Source organism: Burkholderia sp. BE12 (assembly GCF_002959955.1).
Lineage (GTDB): Bacteria > Pseudomonadota > Gammaproteobacteria > Burkholderiales > Burkholderiaceae > Burkholderia.
On the sequence record NZ_PREY01000045.1, the window covers coordinates 1 to 17,576 of the forward strand.

Consider the following 17,576-nt stretch of genomic DNA (forward strand, 5'->3'; position numbering starts at 1 on the left):
GGCGGTGGGGTGGCGGCCGGCGCTGTCGGGTGCAGCCGCTACCGGCGATCGCTACGGCGGGCTGGTAGCGGTGGCTTGAAAGCGGGATGCCGACGACAAGCCCTCAAGCGGTTGCGAGGCGGAATGCGCTGGACATCCGATCCGTATCGAAGAATGTCAATATTTTGGCGATTTCGCACGAAGCTCGCCGGAATATTTTCCTCGCATGTCGGGTGAACATCCGTGCGACCATACCCCGCGAGCCGACACGGTACGCTCGCTCGCAGCCCGCGTACCGTGCCTGACGCTGCCATGCGTCGGTGAGCGACACCCTACGTCGCCTTCAGCCGCCCGAAATCCTCAGCCAGAAAATCGACGAACGCGCGAATCCGCGTGGACATCTGGTGACGCTGCGCATACACCGCGTAGATATCGGCGCTCGGCGTTTCATGACCGGGCAGCACGACGACCAGCCGCCCGTCGGCGAGATAGTCGCGCAGGTCCCATTCCGCGCGCATCAGGATGCCGTGCCCGTCGAGCGCCCACTTCACCGCGATCTCGCCGTCGTTCGTCGTCAGGTTGCCGTTGATCCGCACGGCTTCCGTATGGCTGGCCGCGCCGCGCCGGCTCGTCAGGCGCCACACGCCGTAGCCTTCGTCGCCTTGCCGGATGCCGATGCAGTTGTGCCGCGTCAGGTCGTGCGGCGTGCCGGGCGTCCCGTGCCGCGCGAGATACGCCGGTGCCGCGCACAGCAGCCGGCGGTTCGGCGCGAGCCGCCGCGCGACGACGCGCGTGTCGGGCGGTTCGCCGAAGCGGATGCACACGTCGAACGCGTCGTCGGTGAGCGGCGGCGGCATCACCGACAACTGCAACTGCACCGACACCTCCGGATAGCGCGCGACGAAGCGCGAGATCGTCGGGCCGACGTGGCTGCGCCCGAAACCGAGCGTCGCATTGACGCGCAACAGGCCTTTCGGCCGCTGCTTCGCGCTGCCGAGCAGTTCGCCGAGTTCGTCCATCTGGTCGAGGATCCGGCGCGCGTAGTCGAGGTACACGTCGCCTTCGGGCGTCAGCATCATCCGGCGCGTCGTGCGATTGACGAGCGTCACGCCCGCGCGTCGCTCCATCTGCGTGAGCCGCTTGCTGACAGCCGCCGCGGTCAGTCCGAGCTCGCGCGCGGCCGCGCTCAGGCTGCCCGAGGCGGCCAGCGTCGAGAAAAAGCCGAGATCGGCCGGCTGGACGGTATCCGTCATGACAGGATTCGTGAATTTAAGTTAAAGATGCTTTGAGTATAGCCACGGTTTCTGCACTTCTGGTTCGGTAAGGTGCGTTCACGCTCACGATCAATCGAGGATGTCCGCATGAAGACCTACCGTATCGCAACGATTCCCGGCGACGGCATCGGCAAGGAAGTGGTGCCGGCCGGCAAGCAGGTGCTGGAAGCGCTGGCCCGCGGCAGCGACCGCTTTGCGTTCGAGTTCGAGGATTTCGACTGGGGCGCCGACTACTACCGCCGGCACGGCGCGATGATGCCGGTCGATGGCCTCGACGCGCTGCGCGGCAAGGACGCGATCCTGTTCGGCTCCGCGGGCGACCCGGGCGTACCCGACCACGTGACGCTGTGGGGGCTGCGCCTGAAGATCTGCCAGGGCTTCGACCAGTACGCGAACGTGCGCCCGACGCGCATCCTGCCGGGCATCGACGCGCCGCTGAAGCGCTGCGGGCCGGACGACCTGAACTGGGTGATCGTCCGCGAGAACTCGGAAGGCGAATATGCGGGCGTCGGCGGCCGCGTGCACCAGGGCCATCCGATCGAGGCCGCGACCGACGTGTCGATCCTCACGCGCGCCGGCGTCGAACGCATCATGCGTTTCGCGTTCCGACTTGCGCAGTCGCGGCCCCGCAAGCTGCTGACCGTGATCACGAAGAGCAACGCGCAGCGTCACGCAATGGTGATGTGGGACGAGATCGCGAAGCAGGTCTCGCACGAATTTCCCGACGTGACGTGGGACAAGGAACTCGTCGATGCGGCGACCGCGCGCATGGTCAACCGCCCGGCGTCGCTCGACACGATCGTCGCGACCAACCTGCACGCGGACATCCTCAGCGATCTCGCCGCCGCGCTCGCGGGTAGTCTCGGCATCGCGCCGACCGGCAACATCGATCCCGAGCGCCGCTATCCGTCGATGTTCGAGCCGATCCACGGCTCCGCATTCGACATCATGGGCAAGGGGCTCGCGAATCCGGTCGGCACCTTCTGGTCGGTCGTGATGCTGCTCGAACATCTCGGCGAGGCGGATGCCGCCGCGCGTGTGATGCAGGCGATCGAGGCCGTGACGGCCGACCCGTCGCTGCACACGCGCGACCTCGGCGGCAGCGCGACGACCGCGCAAGTGACGGCGGCCGTCTGCGCGCGCGTCGCGAACGCGGCGGTCGTGGCCTGACAGCGGCGCGGCGGTGACGCGGTGACGGTCGCGCGTGTGCGCGGCCGAGCGCAGCCCGCTCGCTTCACTCACGGATTTTCAGCCCGGGACTCGCGCATGCGACGCGAGCCGGGCGCCGGCCGGCGCTCGAGGTCCACCGACCGACGGCGCAGGCCCGACCTCGAAGGAGGAGACACATGCAGACGGATCTGGAAACCCGCGTCGCACGGAAGCTGATGTGGCGCATCATTCCGTTCGTGATGCTGCTTTATTTCGTCAGCTTTCTCGATCGCGTCAACGTCGGCTTCGCGGCGATGACGATGAACAAGGCGATCGGCCTGTCGCCGACCGCGTTCGGGTTCGGCGGCGGCCTGTTCTTCATCGGCTACTTTCTATTCGAAGTGCCAAGCAACCTGATTCTCCATCGCGTCGGCGCGCGCATCTGGATCGCGCGCGTGATGATCACGTGGGGCATCGTGTCGGCCGTATCCGCGTTTGCTGCCGGGCCGACCAGCTTCTACGTGCTGCGCTTCCTGCTCGGCATGGCGGAAGCCGGCTTCTTCCCCGGCATCATCCTGTACCTGAGCCTGTGGTTCCCCGCGAAGCAGCGCGCGGTGGCCGCCGCGTGGTTCATGGCGGCCGCGCCGATCTCGACCGCGATCGGTTCGCCGCTGTCGGGCGCGATCATGCAGATGCCGCCGATGTTCGGCCTCGCCGACTGGCAGATGCTGTACATCGTCGAAGCGTTGCCGGCGGTCGTGCTCGGCTTCGTCGTGCTCAGGTGCATGACCGATTCGCCGTCGAAGGCCGCGTGGCTGCAGGCGGACGAGCGCGACTGGCTGATCGCGAAGCTGAAAGTCGAAGCCGACGTGCGCCACACGCATGCCGGGCACACGGCCGGCGCGTGGCAGGCGCTGCGCGATCCGCGCGTGCTGGCGCTCGCGCTGATCTACTTCGGCACGTCGGCGGGGCTGTATACGCTCGGCCTGTGGGCGCCGCTGATGGTCAGGCAGTTCGGCTTCACCGCGCTGCAGACAGGCTTGCTCACCGGCATCCCGAGCCTCGCCGCCGTGGTCGCGATGATCGTCTGGGCGCGGCATTCGGATCGCACCGGAGAGCGTACATGGCACGTCGTGATTCCGTGTGTGCTCGCGTGCATCGGCTTCGTGTTCGCGGGGCAGGCGAGTACCGCGCTGCTGACCGTGCTCGCGCTGGTCGTCGTCAACATCGGGATCAGTGCCGCGAAGGCGCCGTTGTGGGCGATGCCGAGCGCATTCCTGTCCGGCGCCGGCGCGGCCGCGGGGATCGCGATGATCAACTCGATCGGCAATCTCGGCGGGTTCGTCGGACCGTTCGCGATCGGCTGGCTGAAGCGCGCGACGGGCGGGTATGCGGCGGGGCTCTACGTGGTCGCAGGGACGCTCGCGGTGTCGGCGGTGGTTACGCTGATGTTGAGCCGGAAGGCGGCGCGCGAGCAGGTCGTGCCGGGCGTGCAGCAGCATCATTAAGAGCGGCGCGCATCCGCGGTCATGCATCCGGACGTCCATGCGATGCGCTGACGGCCGCGTGCGACCGAAGCAGCCGCGTCAATGCGCGGGCAGCACCGCGCGTCGAGCGATCTCCGTCGCGCACATGTCAGGCGACGCGTTCGACGTATCGATCACGCAATCGCTGAACGCGCGCGACGCATATCCTTCCCGATACATCTCGGCGATCCGTCGCCGTTCCCAGTCCGTCAGTGCACGCGTGCCGCGGTTCGACGCTGCAACCGCTTCGGGTGGCGCGAGCGTCACGACGAACAATCGCGCATCGCGCGCGGTGCATGCCGCGCGCAGCCGCTCGAAGTCCGCTGCGCCGATCGGATAGGCGATCACGAGGTGGCGTTCGCGCGCTTGCGCGATCTGCGTGAGCAGCCGCTCCAGCGCGATGGCCCATTGCACGTCGAACGGCGCATCTTCAGGCGCATCGTGATCGTCGCCGTCGATGAAGCGCGCTTCGGGCAGCACGCATGCGAGTGCGCGACCGATCGTCGTCTTGCCGCTGTTGATCGGGCCGTTCAGGTGGATGACGGTGAGCGGCGTGTTCGTCGATGTAGAGGACATGAGGAGCGGGGTTGATCGGACGCCTTCATTGTGCCTCGACATGAAATCGATTTGTAATGTCGACTCAGAGCGCGGCCAATGCAGCTAACGGCGTGCGGTTGAACAACCAACTCGCGGCGGAGGAGATCGCTAACGGTCATGCGTTTGGCAAGCACGTGATCGAGCAGAATGAGTTTGGTGGCACTATTACGACGCAACAGCAGTTTGCTAGCCAGATCGAAAATATACTGAACAACCCCTCGGCAACGAAGCCGCTGAGCAACGGGCGTTCTGCATATTGGGACGATGCGTCCGGTATGGTTGTGATTCGGAACCCCAAAGCGGCTGATGGCGGAACGGCGTTTAAGCCGATGAATGGGAAGTCCTATTTTAATAACTTGAGGTAACTATGAGGCTCAACAGGATCACCGACTACGTCGAGATGGAGGTAAGTCTCGAGGAGTTACTCGTGCTCAACGCGGCTCTTAACGAGGTTTGCAATGGTATCGATGTGTTCGAATTCGAAACACGGATTGGTGCCCGACGAGCCAAAGTAGAGTGTTTGATAGCAGAGATCCAGGCGGTACTCGATCAGACCGAGAAACGATAGAGGTCTGATAACCTGCTAGTGAGGCGTTCGTGCAAGATTGAATTCGTCAATATAAACGGCGGAATCTCCGGGACCGTTTGGAGGGCGCGATGGCGCAATTGCAGGCGAGCGCGTGCGTCTCACGGCCTTGAACGAGAATTCGAGGAATGCGTCGTGCCAACGTGATTCTCAAGATCGCGAGCGCGCGCTTTCGCTGGGCGGAGCTCGATCGCCATCTCAAGTCCAGCAGGCCTTCATCGATTAGCATGGCGTCACCTTCGTGATCGTGCTGAACGGCAAGGTCTTGCGAATCGCCCGCCGGAACACGGGCGCCATGCTGTGTGTAGTGGCCTACAAGGCGATCTTCAACAATATGTCCGGCGTACCCAAAAAGCCATGAAAGTTAAGTGCATTCGCTTACTTGACGCGTTCGGTCGCGAGGTACAGTCCTCTCCATGGCTGACACTCGGGCGTATCTACCATGTAATGAGCGTCGAGATTGACGCTGATGGAAAGCGTCGTTACGGGCTAGTGACGTCCGAGAGGGCGGGAGAATGGCCAAACATGGGGGCGCACCAAGCGGAGTGTTTTGAGCTCGTAAGCACGACGGTGCCGTCGAACTGGCGTTCCAGAATAAATGTGAATGGGACGATCAGCATTGCGCCAGCAGCGTGGCAAGAATCGGGCTTCTTCGAAGCATTTTATGATCGAGATCTTACGGTGTATCCAATCTTCGAGCGAGAGCGTGACCTTATTGTGAATGAGGATCCGTGAGCATTTGTCGGACTTCGATGCGCTGCCAATGAGGCGACGGGCAGATGTCCGGCAGAAGCTTGGCGCCCTTCAATATCAGCGGGGCGAGCCGACGTTGAGCGGCCACCTTCACGAGGTATTCGTGAGGGCGGTCGGTTCGTCCGGAATCACGCGGATCAACAACATCGCCCTGGAAAATTCCCTCGATAACCCGCCCTAAAGAAATCCCCACCCCCGCCGTTACCCTTCTTCGGTAGCTCAAAAAAAGTATTACCAGAGCCGTACCACCAAACCACACGACCAGATAACCGAGGGGGCGCCCGGCCGTCGAAGCCGTGCGCAGTATCAGAAGATGGGATGCACCGATTCGATGGGGCGCGCAGGCACCGGGGCTGGCGCGCACTGCGCCTTTGCCTTGCCGCGGCATGCCTGCTGCTGCACGCGATTCTCACCGCTGCGTGCGCGTTCCCGCACGACCACACCTCCACGCTCGTACCCGTCGTGCCGAATATCCGGCAACCGACGCCCCTCTCATCGTCCTTCCCCAACACATCACCCCAAGCATCCACCGTCGCTCGAGGAGGCCCACGCACCACACCAGAAAAGTAACGCGATTCGAATCTAGACCACTAAAAAAACGCATCAAAAAATCGAGGATTGAATTGAACAAGCATTCCCTTTGTCTGCTGGCAGCCGCCGCGATCTCGGTATTCGTCGTCGCCGGTTGCGGCGGCGGCGACGGCTCGTCGAACTCAACCAGCGGCACGCCCGCAAACACCGGCGGCGCCAACAACGCAGCCAGCACACCGGTCGTCGCATCGACGCCGCTCGCAGCACCTCCCGCAAGCGCCCCCGTCGCCTCGTCGCAGCCGGTGACGGCAGGCGAAGCACTACCCAGCCTGACGACCCCGCAAGCCGGCTCGACGGCCGCAACGGCAACCGGCCCGGTCGGGATCTGGTCGGCATCCGGCAACCTCGGCTACTCGACCATCGCCCTGGTCGATCCGCGCAACAACGTGACCGCGCTCAATCTGCTGGGATCGTTCGTGATGTCCGAGGATTTCGCGAGTCTGACGGTCAATGGCGCGACGTGGTCGCTCGGTTCGGGCGTCAACTTCGGCACCGGCGGGCTGATCACCAAAATCGACTCCGGCTCCGGCGCATACAGCCCGCAGCAGACGTTGTCCGGCACGATCAGCCGCAACGGTACGGCGTCGAATTTCACGTGGAGCTACAACGCCGCGAACGCACTGAGCGTCACGCAGGACAGCGTCACGGGCACGTGGGCGACCACCAACGCGTCCTTCTCGATCGCCTCGGGCGGCACGGTCACCGGCACGCTGAGCGGTTGCAACCTGAGCGGCACGCTGCAGCTTTCCACGCCCGGCTCGAACCAGAACATGTACGACATGACGCTGGCAGCCTCGGCATCGTCGGGTTGCACGCTGCCGGCGGGCGTTCCGCTGTCGGGCAGCGCCGCGATCATGTTCGTGCCGATCAAGGGGACCAACGGCTTCCAGCGATCGATCCTGTACGTGCTGCGCGCAGCTGATTACAGCTTCGTCGCCTACGGTCAGGTCATCAAGCAATAAACGCACGGTCTGCTCGCACGCGGCTTTTTCACACGCCGCGTGCGACGGCCTGACGAAAACGTTCCGTCAACAACGAAAGCCACTCACCCAATGAAGAACTCATTCAAAGCCACCCTGTTCGGTTGCGGCCTGCTCGTGACGCTGCTGTCCGGCTGCACCACGTTGCCGAACACGGACATGAAGCCCGAAGCGCGTCAGAAGCTGCATTCGATCGCGATGCTCGACGTCATCGAGCCGAAGCGTGTCGCGGTCGTCAATTTCGGCGGCGCGGCGGCCGGGTTCGGGCTGATCGGCGCGCTCGCGCAAGGCGCCGTGAACGCAAGCCATACGAGCACCTACACGGACCACGTGGCGGCCGGCAAGATCGTCTTCGCACCGGACATCGTGGACGGCGTGACGGGCCGCCTTACCGGCAACGGCTATCAGGTCGTGAAGCTGGACGGCCAGAAGACGAAGCTCGCCGATGACGGCAAGTCGGACGACTACTCCGCGATCCAGACCGACGCGGATGCGATCATGAACGTGTGGTTCACGTCGTTCGGCTATATCTCGCCGGCCAACCAGCCCGACTACATCCCGTGGGTCGTCATCCGCGCGCGCATTCTCGACGCGAAGACGAAGCAGGACCTCTATTACAAGACGTTCGCGTGCGGCTACGACATCAAGGCGAACAGCGTCCACATCGACAGCGATTTCGCTTACACGTACGGCAGCTTCAGCGATCTCGAGAAGAATTTCGACAAGTCGGTGGAAGGGATCAAGTCGTGCGAGAAGTCGGTCGCGGACATGATCGGTCAGGATCTGGCACGTACGCCGGCGCCTGCCACTGCTGCCACGACGATGACGATGACGACGACCGCGGCCGCTGCGGCCACTGCGACTACCACGGCCACCACCGCCACGGCATCGAAATAACCTTGACGCGCCTGCAGGATCGTCGCGATACGCGTTGCGGATCCGGCAGTGCTTGAAGAAAAAGCGGGAAGGGGAAGTACTGCACGCAGCCGGGCGGCTGTCACGCCGCCCGGCCGCTCGCGAAAGCGACTGGCTTACTTGTCGCTATCGCCCTTGATCTGCGGCAGCGCAGACGTTTCACCCGGCGTCAGCAGCCCGACTTGCGAATACACGCGCAGCTTGTCGCGCGTATCGGTGATGTCGAGGTTGCGCATCGTCAGCTGGCCGATCCGGTCGCGCGGCGAGAACGTCGACGCCACCTTCTCCATCGACAGGCGTTCCGGCTGATACGTGAGGTTCGGCGACTTCGTGCTCAGGATCGAGTAGTCGTTGCCGCGGCGCAGTTCGATCTTCACTTCGCCGGTGATCGCGCGTGCGACCCAGCGTTGCGCGGTTTCGCGCAGCATGATCGCCTGCGGGTCGAACCAGCGGCCCTGATACAGCAGGCGGCCGAGGCGGCGACCGTTTTCGCGGTACTGCTCGATCGTGTCTTCGTTGTGGATGCCGGTGACGAGGCGCTCGTACGCGATGTACAGCAGCGCGAGGCCCGGGGCTTCGTAGATGCCGCGGCTCTTCGCCTCGATGATGCGGTTCTCGATCTGGTCGCTCATGCCGAGGCCGTGGCGGCCGCCGATGCGGTTCGCTTCCAGCAGCAGCTCGACCTGATCCTTGAACTCGACGCCGTTCAGCGCGACCGGCTGGCCGGCTTCGAAGCGCACCGTCACTTCCTCGGCGGCGATCTTCACGTCGTCGCGCCAGAACGCGACGCCCATGATCGGGTTCACGATCTTGATGCCGCTTTCGAGGCTTTCCAGGTCCTTCGCCTCGTGCGTCGCGCCGAGCAGGTTCGAGTCGGTCGAATACGCCTTCTCGGCCGACATCTTGTACGCGAAGCCGGCCTGGTTCATGAATTCGGACATTTCGGCGCGGCCGCCGAGCTCGTCGATGAACGTCTGGTCGAGCCACGGCTTGTAGATCTTCAGATCCGGGTTCACGAGCAGGCCGTAGCGGTAGAAGCGCTCGATGTCGTTGCCCTTGTACGTGCTGCCGTCGCCCCAGATGTTGACGCCGTCTTCCTTCATCGCGGCGACGAGCATCGTGCCCGTCACGGCGCGGCCGATCGGCGTCGTGTTGAAGTACGTGACGCCGGCGGTCGTGATGTGGAACGCGCCGCTTTGCAGCGCCGCGATGCCTTCGGCGACGAGCTGCGCGCGGCAGTCGATCAGGCGGGCGCCGGCTGCGCCGTATTCGATCGCGCGTTTCGGGATCGCGTCGTAATCGTCTTCGTCGGGCTGGCCGAGGTTCGCCGTGTATGCGTACGGGACGGCGCCCTTCAGTTTCATCCAGTGCAGCGCGGCGCTGGTGTCCAGGCCGCCGGAGAAGGCGATACCGACCTTCTGGCCGGTCGGGAGGCTTTCGAGAATCGTGCTCATAGGAATTACCGTGGATTGAAGCCGGTGGGATCGTATTTCGCGGAATATGCGAGTATCGGCTGTCCGGGAAGTTGGGGCAAGGGCTGATTTTGGTGCGGAACCGGCGTCGCGCCTGTCGCGGCGGGCCTGACGGGCGGTTAACCGGGTGGAGAACCGCGTGCCGGATGGCGTCGTATCGCCGCCGAAACACGTGCGCACGAGTCGGGCGCGGGCCGGATTTTCGGGGCCGGATCGGCCATCAACCCGGCTCGCAGGCGCCCGCGCGGCGCCTTGCCGCACAGAAAGGTATATGAAAGAGGTGCGCGTGAAGCCGCGGCTTCAGATATTCCACGACCGCGCGGTATCGAGCAGCCGCTCGCGCAACTGGTCGACTTCGCCGGCCAGCTTGGCGGTGATCGACACGTAGCCGGACAACTGGGGCGGCGGCGCATCGTGCAGCGGGTCGACCGGCCGGCGTCGCGGGGCAAGCCGGCTCGGCGTGCCGAACTTGAGCGCGCGGCTTGCGCCGACCAGCGTGTCGCGGATGCGACGGTTCAAGGTCTTCATCTCGACGCGCATGTATTCGCGGGCCGCCACGTCGTCGCGGGCCGGCAGCGCGCTCGACAGGATCTCCAGATAGCCGATGCACAGGCGCAGGCTGCGCTGGATCGCCTCGAGCTGAGCCATCGACGTCTCGCACTCCTTCGCCACCGACGGCATCAGCGAGCGCAACTGCACGAGCAGCGCGCTCAGCGCGGCCATTTCCTTCAGGTGCGCGTCGTCGCTCACGTCGCGGTCGCCCGCGAGCCGCGCATGCACGGCCGCGCACGCGCGCAGCGCGTCGGCGAGCTTGTAGCGCCACGAATAGGTCGCGTAGAGCGGCAGCGCGAACGAGAACGCCAGCGCGATCGCGATGCCGGCCAGCACGTTCACCGCGCGCCACAGGCCGTCGACGATCTCGTTGTCGCCGTGCCCGGCGACGATCACCATCGTGATCGCCGACAGCAGCGCGATGTAGCCGGCCTTGCCGATCGCGTGATACGCGCAGACACCGCACCCGACGGCCATCAGCAGGTAGATCGCGAACGGCGCGTGCAGGAACGAGTAGAGGAGGATCAGGCCGAGCCCCGCCAGCGCGCCGATGGATGTGCCGAGCGCACGCTCGGCCGCCTTCTTGCGGATGTTGCCGTGGTGCTGCAGCCCGCCGACGACGATCAGCACGGTGATCGTCGACCATTCGCCGTGCGGCACGTTCAGCCCGGTGGACAGCGCGATCGACACGAGAATCGCGAGCGCGACGCGCGCCGCATGGATCAGCTTCGCATGCCGGTAGCGGCGATACGGGTCGAGCAGCGGGCGAAGCGCGTGGCGTACGAGCGGTGGCAGTCGGGTCGGGAGCGGGGCGGTCATGGCGGAGCGGAGGGTGGCCGGAATGCGCACGGCGGCCCGCGCGGGCCGGCGCCGCGCCGCATGCGCAGCTGACGTAACGCTAGCCGAACGCGAGCGGGCTGTCCACGGCGCGGCAGAGTGGCCGCATCAGATCACGCGGCCGGTCGCATCAAGGCGCATCAAGGCGCATCGCGGCGCGTCACGCATCGGCCCCGCTCGATTGCGCGTCCAGCACGCGGTTGCGGCCGCCGGACTTCGCGCGGTACAGCGCTTCGTCGGCGCGCCGCAGCAGCGTCGCGGCGTTCGTCCGGCCGTCGGCGGCGGTGGCCGTGCCGATGCTGGCCGTGACGCGCCCGTACGGGCTTTTCACGTGTTCGATGTCGAGCCCCGCGATCGCGCGCCGGATGCCTTCGGCGACGGTTGCCGCGCCCGGCGCGTCGGTGTCGGGCAGCGTGACGACGAATTCCTCGCCGCCGTAGCGCGCGACGTGATCGCTGTCGCGGCGCAGGCAGCGCGACAGCGAATGCGCGACCTGGCGCAGCACGTCGTCGCCGGCGGGGTGGCCGTAGTAGTCGTTGAACGCCTTGAAGTGATCGACGTCGACGAACAGCACGGACAACGGGCGGCCGCTGCGCGACGCGCGCTGCGCCTCCTTCGCGAGCACCGTGTCGAACGTGCCGCGGTTGTCGAGGCCCGTCAGCGAATCGGTGTGGGCGAGCCGGTACAGCTTCGATTCGGCGTCCTGCCGGCGCTTCAGCTCGCGCGACAGCGCGAGCGAGCCCCACGCGATGAACGCCGTGAACAGGCCCATCAGCACGACAGTCCAGACCGCGCGGTGGCGCCACGACGCGTAGATGTCGATCTCGGCGGGCGCGACGTCGACGATCAGCGGCAGCCCGGCGAGATGCTTGTAAACATAGATGCGCCGCACGCCGTCGATGGCGCCGACCCCGGTCAGCTCGCCGTCGCGGCTGCGCTGCGCGTCGATGAACAGCGGCGAGTCGTGGAGGTCGAGGCCGACCACCCGCGTGTCGTACGGCAGGCGCGACACGAGCGCGCCGTTGTCCTCGACGATGGCCGCGCTGCCGTGCCGGCCGACCGCGAGGCCGTCGAGCAGCGCGCGGAAGTAGTCGATGCTGAGCGTGCCGACGACGACGCCGCCGAACGTGCCGTCGGGCCGGTCGATCCGGCGGCTCAGCGCGATCGTCAGCGCGCCGCCGCGCAGCCGCGACGCGTACGGCCGGCTGATGTAGAGATTGGGGACGTGCCGGTCGCGATGCACGGCGAAATAGTCGCGGTCGGCGAAATTGCCTTGCCGTGCGGGCGATGCGCTGGAATCGATCGCGATATTGCCGTGCGCATCCATCACGAAAATCGAGCCGAGATATGCGCCGGTCGCCGCGCGATCGAACAGCAGCCGGTGGCGCTGGCGCGGCGGCAATGTCATCAGTTCCGGATCGGCCACGCCGTCGACGACGTTTTGCAGCGACAAATCGTAGAGTTCGATATTGCGCGCGATATCGCGTTCGATCAGCAGCATCAGGTTGCGCGCATTTTCGACCGCATGGTCATACGCGTCGCGCCGTGCCTCGATTAATAGCGACGTGGAAAGTCCCCAACTGAACATCAGCAGGACGATGCCCGCCACGAGTACGCCGCGGGGCGACAGAATGCGTGCCACGATCGACGCGGTATGGCGGCGCAGCGTGGCGGGCAGCGGGAATGACTTCATCCTCGGGAGTCGGGGGCGGCGGTTACTCGCGTCGTTGGCGGTGCCGTCCGCTGATTATTTCGAATTAAACGTCATTATCCCGCGAATTCCTGAATTTCGTGTGCGCTTGCAAAACATGCATGCGGAGACGGCGATTCGAAACGGTTACGCATCATTACCGCATTGCGCGCGGGCGATTTGATTTGAATCAATGAGCAGTGTCGGTCTTTTTGTCTGATTAATGGCGCGTCGATCGGTCGATTTTGCGTATTGACGCTGTATTTGGCGGATCGGGACAGGATCAGGTGCTGACGGGAAGAAATGAAAATCGAATGACCCGTACGGAATCGGGGCTTTAACGACGGCGAGCGGCAGGGGCCGCGCCCGATGCGGCCAACCCGCTGATTCCGCGAAATCTCGGGCATGGCGGCGGGCGGGGCGACCTCAGCTGTCCCCCTGTCGAATCAGGTAGAATCCGCGCTTCGCCGCAGGCGCCCGCCGCGCAACGCGTATCGGGGCCGCATCGAATGCATCGCAGGACGCGCTCCGCGCTCCGATTCCGCATGCGCCGGCTCCGGATGCCGGCCCGCTCAACGTTCGTGTCGTTTATGTCCGCCATTCCGAATTCCGACCCACCCGGTTCGTCCGCGAACCCACCCAAGCTTCATCGCGCGCTGAAGGCGCGCCACCTTACGATGATCGCCATCGGCGGCTCGATCGGCACGGGCCTGTTCGTCGCATCCGGCGCGTCGATCTCGCAGGCCGGCCCCGGCGGCGCGATGGTCGCGTACATGCTGATCGGCCTGATGGTCTACTTCCTGATGACGAGCCTCGGCGAGATGGCGGCGTTCATGCCGGTGTCGGGCTCGTTCGCGACCTACGGCGCGAAATACGTGGACGAAGGCTTCGGCTTCGCGCTCGGCTGGAACTACTGGTACAACTGGGCGGTGACGATCGCGGTGGAACTCGTGGCCGCGCAGCTCGTGATGCACTACTGGTTTCCGGACGTGCCGGGCGTGTGGTGGAGCGCGGCGTTCCTCGCCGTGATGTTCCTGCTCAACGCGCTCACCGTGCGCGGTTTCGGCGAAGCCGAATACTGGTTCGCGCTGATCAAGGTCGTCACCGTGGTCGCATTCATCGGCGTCGGGCTGCTGATGATCTTCGGCATTCTGAAGGGCGCGCCGGCCAACGGCTGGGGCAACCTGACGATCGGCGACGCACCGTTCGCGGGCGGCCTGCCGGCGCTGATGGGCGTCGCGATGATCGCGGGCTTCTCGTTCCAGGGCACCGAGCTGATCGGTGTCGCGGCCGGCGAATCGGAGCACCCGCGCACGACGATCCCGCGCGCGGTGAAGCAGATCTTCTGGCGCATCCTGCTGTTCTACGTGTTCGCGATCTTCGTGATCGGCGTGCTGATTCCGTATACCGACCCGAACCTGCTGAAGACGGACGTGACCGACATCGGCGTGAGCCCGTTCACGCTGGTGTTCCGCCACGCGGGCCTCGCCTTCGCGGCCGGCGTGATGAACGCGGTGATCCTGACGGCCGTGCTGTCGGCCGGCAACTCGGGCATGTACGCGTCGACGCGCATGCTCTACAACCTCGCCACCGAAGGCCGCGCGCCGAAGGTGTTCGCGAAGCTGTCTCCCGGCGGCGTGCCGCGCAATGCGCTGTATGCGACCACCGCCGTCGGCGCGCTGTGCTTCTTCACGTCGCTGTACGGCGACAAGACCGTGTACCTGTGGCTGCTGAACACGTCGGGGATGACGGGCTTCATCGCATGGCTCGGCATCGCGGTCAGCCACTACCGGTTCCGCAAGGGCTACGTGAAGCAGGGTTATTCGCTCGACCAGTTGCCGTACCAGTCGAAGTGGTTCCCGTTCGGCCCGCTGTTCGCGTTCGTGCTGTGTCTCGTGATCGCGCTCGGCCAGGACTATCAGGCGTTCCTCGCGAACCGGATCGACTGGGCCGGCGTGGTCGCGACCTATGTCGGCATTCCCCTGTTCGTCGTCGTGTGGCTCGGCTTCCGGTTCCTGAAGAAGAGCCGGTTCGTGCGCTACGAAGACATGGAGATCGCGCCGTGGATCGCCGCGAGCCGCGGCGCGCAGCGGCAGCCGGTGGCGAACCGCGAAACCGCGGGCTGACGCCGGCGCGGCAGCGGCCGCGCGACGGACGACGAAACGGGAAGCCGCGCGCTTCCCGTTTTTTTTGCCAGGCTTTTGCCTGCACGGGGTCAAAGCCGGTTATATTGCCCGACCCTACCGGGCCGTGGCCCGGCCGGCGCGACAGGCGCAGCGCGGATCGGCATCCGGCGCGCGCGGCGCGGCGGCCGGCGAGCGGCCCGGCGTTTTCATCGTTCCATCCGGGCCGGCACGGCCCGCGGAGCGCGCAATCCAGAGGAATCCATGAGCGCATCACCCGCCGAGCGGAAGGCCGGACCCGTTTCCATCGTGCGAATCGAAGCCGCGATCAACGCGTGGCGCGAAGTGTACCCGCCGGCGCCGGACGGCGAGGACGGCTACGCGCTCGACGCCGGCAGCAACTGCCTGGCCGAGCTGTACGGCACGATGATCTGCTATCAGTTGCCCGACGTGCCGCTCGACTCGCTGAGCCATGAGCAGCGCGACGCGCTGTACGCGACCGAGGTGTGATGCGCGGTCGCGCCGCCGCCGCGAGGCGGCGATGAAACGACGGGAAGCTCGCGGGCTTCCCGTTTTGCTTTGGGCGGCGCCGTGATGGCGTGAAGCGGCGCACGTGGCGGTCGGCCCCGCCTGCGGTATCGTGACGACATCATCCGGCCGGAGTGGGGCGCCGGATTGCTCGCCGGGAGGCATCGAACATGGAGTTGAGACATCTCCGCTACTTCGTCGCGGTAGCCGAAGAGCGGAATTTCACGCGGGCGGCGGAACGGCTGCATATCGCGCAACCGCCGCTGAGCCGGCAGATCCAGCAGCTCGAGGAAGCGCTCGGCGTGCCGCTGTTCGAGCGCAACGCGCGGCCGCTGAAGCTGACCGATGCCGGGCGCTTTTTCTATTCGCACGCGGTGCAGCTGCTCGCGCAGACGACCGAGCTCGAATCGATGACGAAGCGAGTCGGCAAGATCGAGCGCAGCATGTCGGTCGGTTTCGTCGGCTCGACGCTGTACGGCATGCTGCCGAAGATCATCCGGCGCTTTCGCAGCGAATATCCGGCCGTCGAGCTGAGCCTGCACGAGATGTCGACGATGGACCAGATCAAGGCGCTGAAGGAAGGGCGCATCGACGTCGGGTTCGGGCGCATCCGCCACGAGGATCCGAGCGTGCGGCGCGTCGTGCTGCGCGAGGAGCGGATGATCGTCGCGCTGCCGCTCGGCCACGTGCTCGAGAACGCGAAACCGGTGCTGTCGCTGCACGATCTCGTCAACGACACGCTGATCATCTTTCCGAAGGCGCCGCGCCCGAGCTACGCGGACCAGGTGCTCGCGGCCTTCCACGATCGCGCGCTGCAACCGCGCAGGATCTACGAGACGCGCGAGTTGCAGATCGCGCTCGGCCTCGTCGCGATGGGCGAGGGCGTGTCGGTCGTGCCGCACAGCGTGTACGGGCTGAAGCGCGACGACATCAGCTACAAGCCGCTCGACGATCCGAATCTCGTCTCGCCGATCATCATGAGCATGCGCGCGCTCGACGAATCCGAGGACATCCGCGCGATGCAGGCGCTGATCTACCGGCTGTACGACGAAGCGCAGATGGAGTATCTGCCGCCGCAGCCCGAATGAGCGCGCGGGCGGTAAGGGCATGCTTGACGCTGCGCGCGCCGGCGGGCCACCATGTCCCGATTCGATGCGGCCGCCGACGCGCGGCCGCTTTCATGCAGACGACCGACACATGACCGATATCGTGACCGAGGAGACAATCGTCGAGACGCCGCAAGGGCGTCTCTTTGCGAAACGCTGGCGTGCGGGGCCGGCGCGGCAGGCGGCCGCGCCGATCGTGCTGCTCCACGATTCCCTTGGCTGCGTCGACCTGTGGCGCGACTTTCCCGCGCAGCTCGCACGCGCGACGCAACGCGACGTGATCGCCTACGACCGCCTCGGTTTCGGCCGCTCGGACCGTCATCCGGGCACGCTCGGTACGACGTTCGTGCGCGACGAGGCCGACCATGCATTCGTTGCGGTACTGGAACAGCTCGGCGTCGATGCGTTCGTCGCATTCGGGCACAGCGTCGGCGGCGGGATGGCGGTCGGCTGTGCGGCCGTGCATCCGGCGCGTTGCCGCGCGCTCGTGACGGTCGCCGCGCAGGCGTTCGTCGAGGAGCGCACGCTGGCCGGCATTCGCGACGCGGGGCGGCAGTTCGACGAACCGGGGCAGCTCGACCGGCTCGCGCGCTATCACGGCGACAAGGCCGAATGGGTGCTGCGCGCGTGGGTCGACACGTGGCTGTCGCCGGCGTTTCGCGACTGGAATCTCGACGACGACTTGCCGCGCGTGCAGTGTGAGACGCTCGCGATTCACGGCGAAGACGACGAATACGGGTCGGACGTGCATCCGAAGCGGATCGCCGCGCGCGTCGCCGGGCCGTCGTCGTTCCTGTTGCTCGCCCGCTGCGGACACATGCCGCACCGCGAGCGGACGGACGACGTGCTGGCCGCCGTCGCGACGTTCCTGCGCGACGCGCTCGCCTGAGCGCGCCACTGCCATTGCCAGCGGACGCC

General features: G+C 65.8%; 14 protein-coding genes. 9 read left to right on the plus strand and 5 right to left on the minus strand.

Annotated features, from left to right (window positions below; translation table 11 throughout):
- Positions 1 to 311: 311 nt before the first annotated feature.
- Positions 312 to 1,232 (minus strand): LysR substrate-binding domain-containing protein, encoded by a 921-nt coding sequence (locus tag C4B30_RS32240; RefSeq protein ID WP_105133494.1) that lies wholly within the window; start codon positions 1,230 to 1,232, stop codon positions 312 to 314.
- Positions 1,233 to 1,340: 108 nt separating this feature from the next.
- On the opposite strand from C4B30_RS32240, the gene C4B30_RS32245 reads away from it, so the two are divergent.
- Both C4B30_RS32245 and C4B30_RS32250 read left to right on the plus strand, forming a co-directional pair.
- On the plus strand, positions 1,341 to 2,423 hold the full coding sequence (locus C4B30_RS32245) for a tartrate dehydrogenase (protein WP_105133495.1): 1,083 nt from the start codon (positions 1,341 to 1,343) through the stop codon (positions 2,421 to 2,423).
- Positions 2,424 to 2,599: 176 nt separating this feature from the next.
- Positions 2,600 to 3,910: an MFS transporter gene (locus tag C4B30_RS32250; RefSeq protein WP_105133496.1), complete on the plus strand. Its 1,311-nt coding sequence runs from the start codon at positions 2,600 to 2,602 to the stop codon at positions 3,908 to 3,910.
- 78 nt (positions 3,911 to 3,988) lie between these two features.
- Here C4B30_RS32250 and C4B30_RS32255 read toward each other — a convergent pair whose 3' ends face one another.
- Entirely contained in the window at positions 3,989 to 4,504 is a 516-nt protein-coding gene (locus C4B30_RS32255) for a shikimate kinase (RefSeq protein WP_105133497.1), read from the minus strand.
- A 56-nt stretch (positions 4,505 to 4,560) separates the two neighbouring features.
- Between C4B30_RS32255 and C4B30_RS32260 the strand changes: the two genes are divergently transcribed.
- From C4B30_RS32260 to C4B30_RS32280, 3 genes are all read left to right on the plus strand, one after another.
- The gene (locus tag C4B30_RS32260; protein ID WP_034185266.1) at positions 4,561 to 4,890 is read left to right on the plus strand and encodes a hypothetical protein; all 330 of its coding nucleotides are present in this window, start codon (positions 4,561 to 4,563) and stop codon (positions 4,888 to 4,890) included.
- Between the two features lie 1,597 nt (positions 4,891 to 6,487).
- Positions 6,488 to 7,417 (plus strand): hypothetical protein, encoded by a 930-nt coding sequence (locus tag C4B30_RS32275; RefSeq protein ID WP_234015479.1) that lies wholly within the window; start codon positions 6,488 to 6,490, stop codon positions 7,415 to 7,417.
- 90 nt (positions 7,418 to 7,507) lie between these two features.
- Positions 7,508 to 8,332, plus strand: coding sequence for a hypothetical protein (locus C4B30_RS32280; protein ID WP_105133499.1), 825 nt, complete (start codon positions 7,508 to 7,510; stop codon positions 8,330 to 8,332).
- Between the two features lie 134 nt (positions 8,333 to 8,466).
- On the opposite strand, the gene argG is transcribed toward C4B30_RS32280, so the two are convergent.
- The 3 genes from argG to C4B30_RS32300 all read right to left on the minus strand — a co-directional run bounded on the left by argG (position 8,467) and on the right by C4B30_RS32300 (position 12,904).
- Entirely contained in the window at positions 8,467 to 9,804 is a 1,338-nt protein-coding gene (gene argG, locus C4B30_RS32285) for an argininosuccinate synthase (RefSeq protein ID WP_006759320.1), read from the minus strand.
- 318 nt (positions 9,805 to 10,122) lie between these two features.
- Entirely contained in the window at positions 10,123 to 11,193 is a 1,071-nt protein-coding gene (locus C4B30_RS32295; protein ID WP_105133501.1) for an FUSC family protein, read from the minus strand.
- Positions 11,194 to 11,371: 178 nt separating this feature from the next.
- Positions 11,372 to 12,904: a sensor domain-containing diguanylate cyclase gene (locus C4B30_RS32300; RefSeq protein WP_105133502.1), complete on the minus strand. Its 1,533-nt coding sequence runs from the start codon at positions 12,902 to 12,904 to the stop codon at positions 11,372 to 11,374.
- 587 nt (positions 12,905 to 13,491) lie between these two features.
- On the opposite strand from C4B30_RS32300, the gene C4B30_RS32305 reads away from it, so the two are divergent.
- The 4 genes from C4B30_RS32305 (at position 13,492) to C4B30_RS32320 (ending at position 17,547) form a co-directional block, all read left to right on the plus strand.
- Positions 13,492 to 15,027 carry an amino acid permease gene (locus C4B30_RS32305; protein WP_027782409.1) on the plus strand — a complete coding sequence of 512 codons (1,536 nt, stop codon included), beginning with the start codon at positions 13,492 to 13,494 and terminating at the stop codon, positions 15,025 to 15,027.
- A gap of 261 nt (positions 15,028 to 15,288) precedes the next feature.
- On the plus strand, positions 15,289 to 15,534 hold the full coding sequence (locus tag C4B30_RS32310; RefSeq protein WP_012338561.1) for a DUF3717 domain-containing protein: 246 nt from the start codon (positions 15,289 to 15,291) through the stop codon (positions 15,532 to 15,534).
- A gap of 188 nt (positions 15,535 to 15,722) precedes the next feature.
- Positions 15,723 to 16,640, plus strand: coding sequence for a LysR family transcriptional regulator (locus C4B30_RS32315; RefSeq protein WP_027782410.1), 918 nt, complete (start codon positions 15,723 to 15,725; stop codon positions 16,638 to 16,640).
- Positions 16,641 to 16,749: 109 nt separating this feature from the next.
- Positions 16,750 to 17,547, plus strand: coding sequence for an alpha/beta fold hydrolase (locus C4B30_RS32320; RefSeq protein ID WP_105133503.1), 798 nt, complete (start codon positions 16,750 to 16,752; stop codon positions 17,545 to 17,547).
- The last annotated feature ends 29 nt before the right edge of the window (positions 17,548 to 17,576 follow it).

What these genes read in the sequence shown, in the direction of transcription:
- C4B30_RS32240 (WP_105133494.1), bottom strand. Translation starts at nt 1,232, where the DNA reads ATGACGGATACCGTCCAGCCGGCCGATCTCGGCTTTTTCTCGACGCTG.
- C4B30_RS32245 (WP_105133495.1), top strand. Translation starts at nt 1,341, where the DNA reads ATGAAGACCTACCGTATCGCAACGATTCCCGGCGACGGCATCGGCAAG.
- C4B30_RS32250 (WP_105133496.1), top strand. Translation starts at nt 2,600, where the DNA reads ATGCAGACGGATCTGGAAACCCGCGTCGCACGGAAGCTGATGTGGCGC.
- C4B30_RS32255 (WP_105133497.1), bottom strand. Translation starts at nt 4,504, where the DNA reads ATGTCCTCTACATCGACGAACACGCCGCTCACCGTCATCCACCTGAAC.
- C4B30_RS32260 (WP_034185266.1), top strand. Translation starts at nt 4,561, where the DNA reads ATGTCGACTCAGAGCGCGGCCAATGCAGCTAACGGCGTGCGGTTGAAC.
- C4B30_RS32280 (WP_105133499.1), top strand. Translation starts at nt 7,508, where the DNA reads ATGAAGAACTCATTCAAAGCCACCCTGTTCGGTTGCGGCCTGCTCGTG.
- argG (WP_006759320.1), bottom strand. Translation starts at nt 9,804, where the DNA reads ATGAGCACGATTCTCGAAAGCCTCCCGACCGGCCAGAAGGTCGGTATC.
- C4B30_RS32295 (WP_105133501.1), bottom strand. Translation starts at nt 11,193, where the DNA reads ATGACCGCCCCGCTCCCGACCCGACTGCCACCGCTCGTACGCCACGCG.
- C4B30_RS32300 (WP_105133502.1), bottom strand. Translation starts at nt 12,904, where the DNA reads ATGAAGTCATTCCCGCTGCCCGCCACGCTGCGCCGCCATACCGCGTCG.
- C4B30_RS32305 (WP_027782409.1), top strand. Translation starts at nt 13,492, where the DNA reads ATGTCCGCCATTCCGAATTCCGACCCACCCGGTTCGTCCGCGAACCCA.
- C4B30_RS32310 (WP_012338561.1), top strand. Translation starts at nt 15,289, where the DNA reads ATGAGCGCATCACCCGCCGAGCGGAAGGCCGGACCCGTTTCCATCGTG.
- C4B30_RS32315 (WP_027782410.1), top strand. Translation starts at nt 15,723, where the DNA reads ATGGAGTTGAGACATCTCCGCTACTTCGTCGCGGTAGCCGAAGAGCGG.
- C4B30_RS32320 (WP_105133503.1), top strand. Translation starts at nt 16,750, where the DNA reads ATGACCGATATCGTGACCGAGGAGACAATCGTCGAGACGCCGCAAGGG.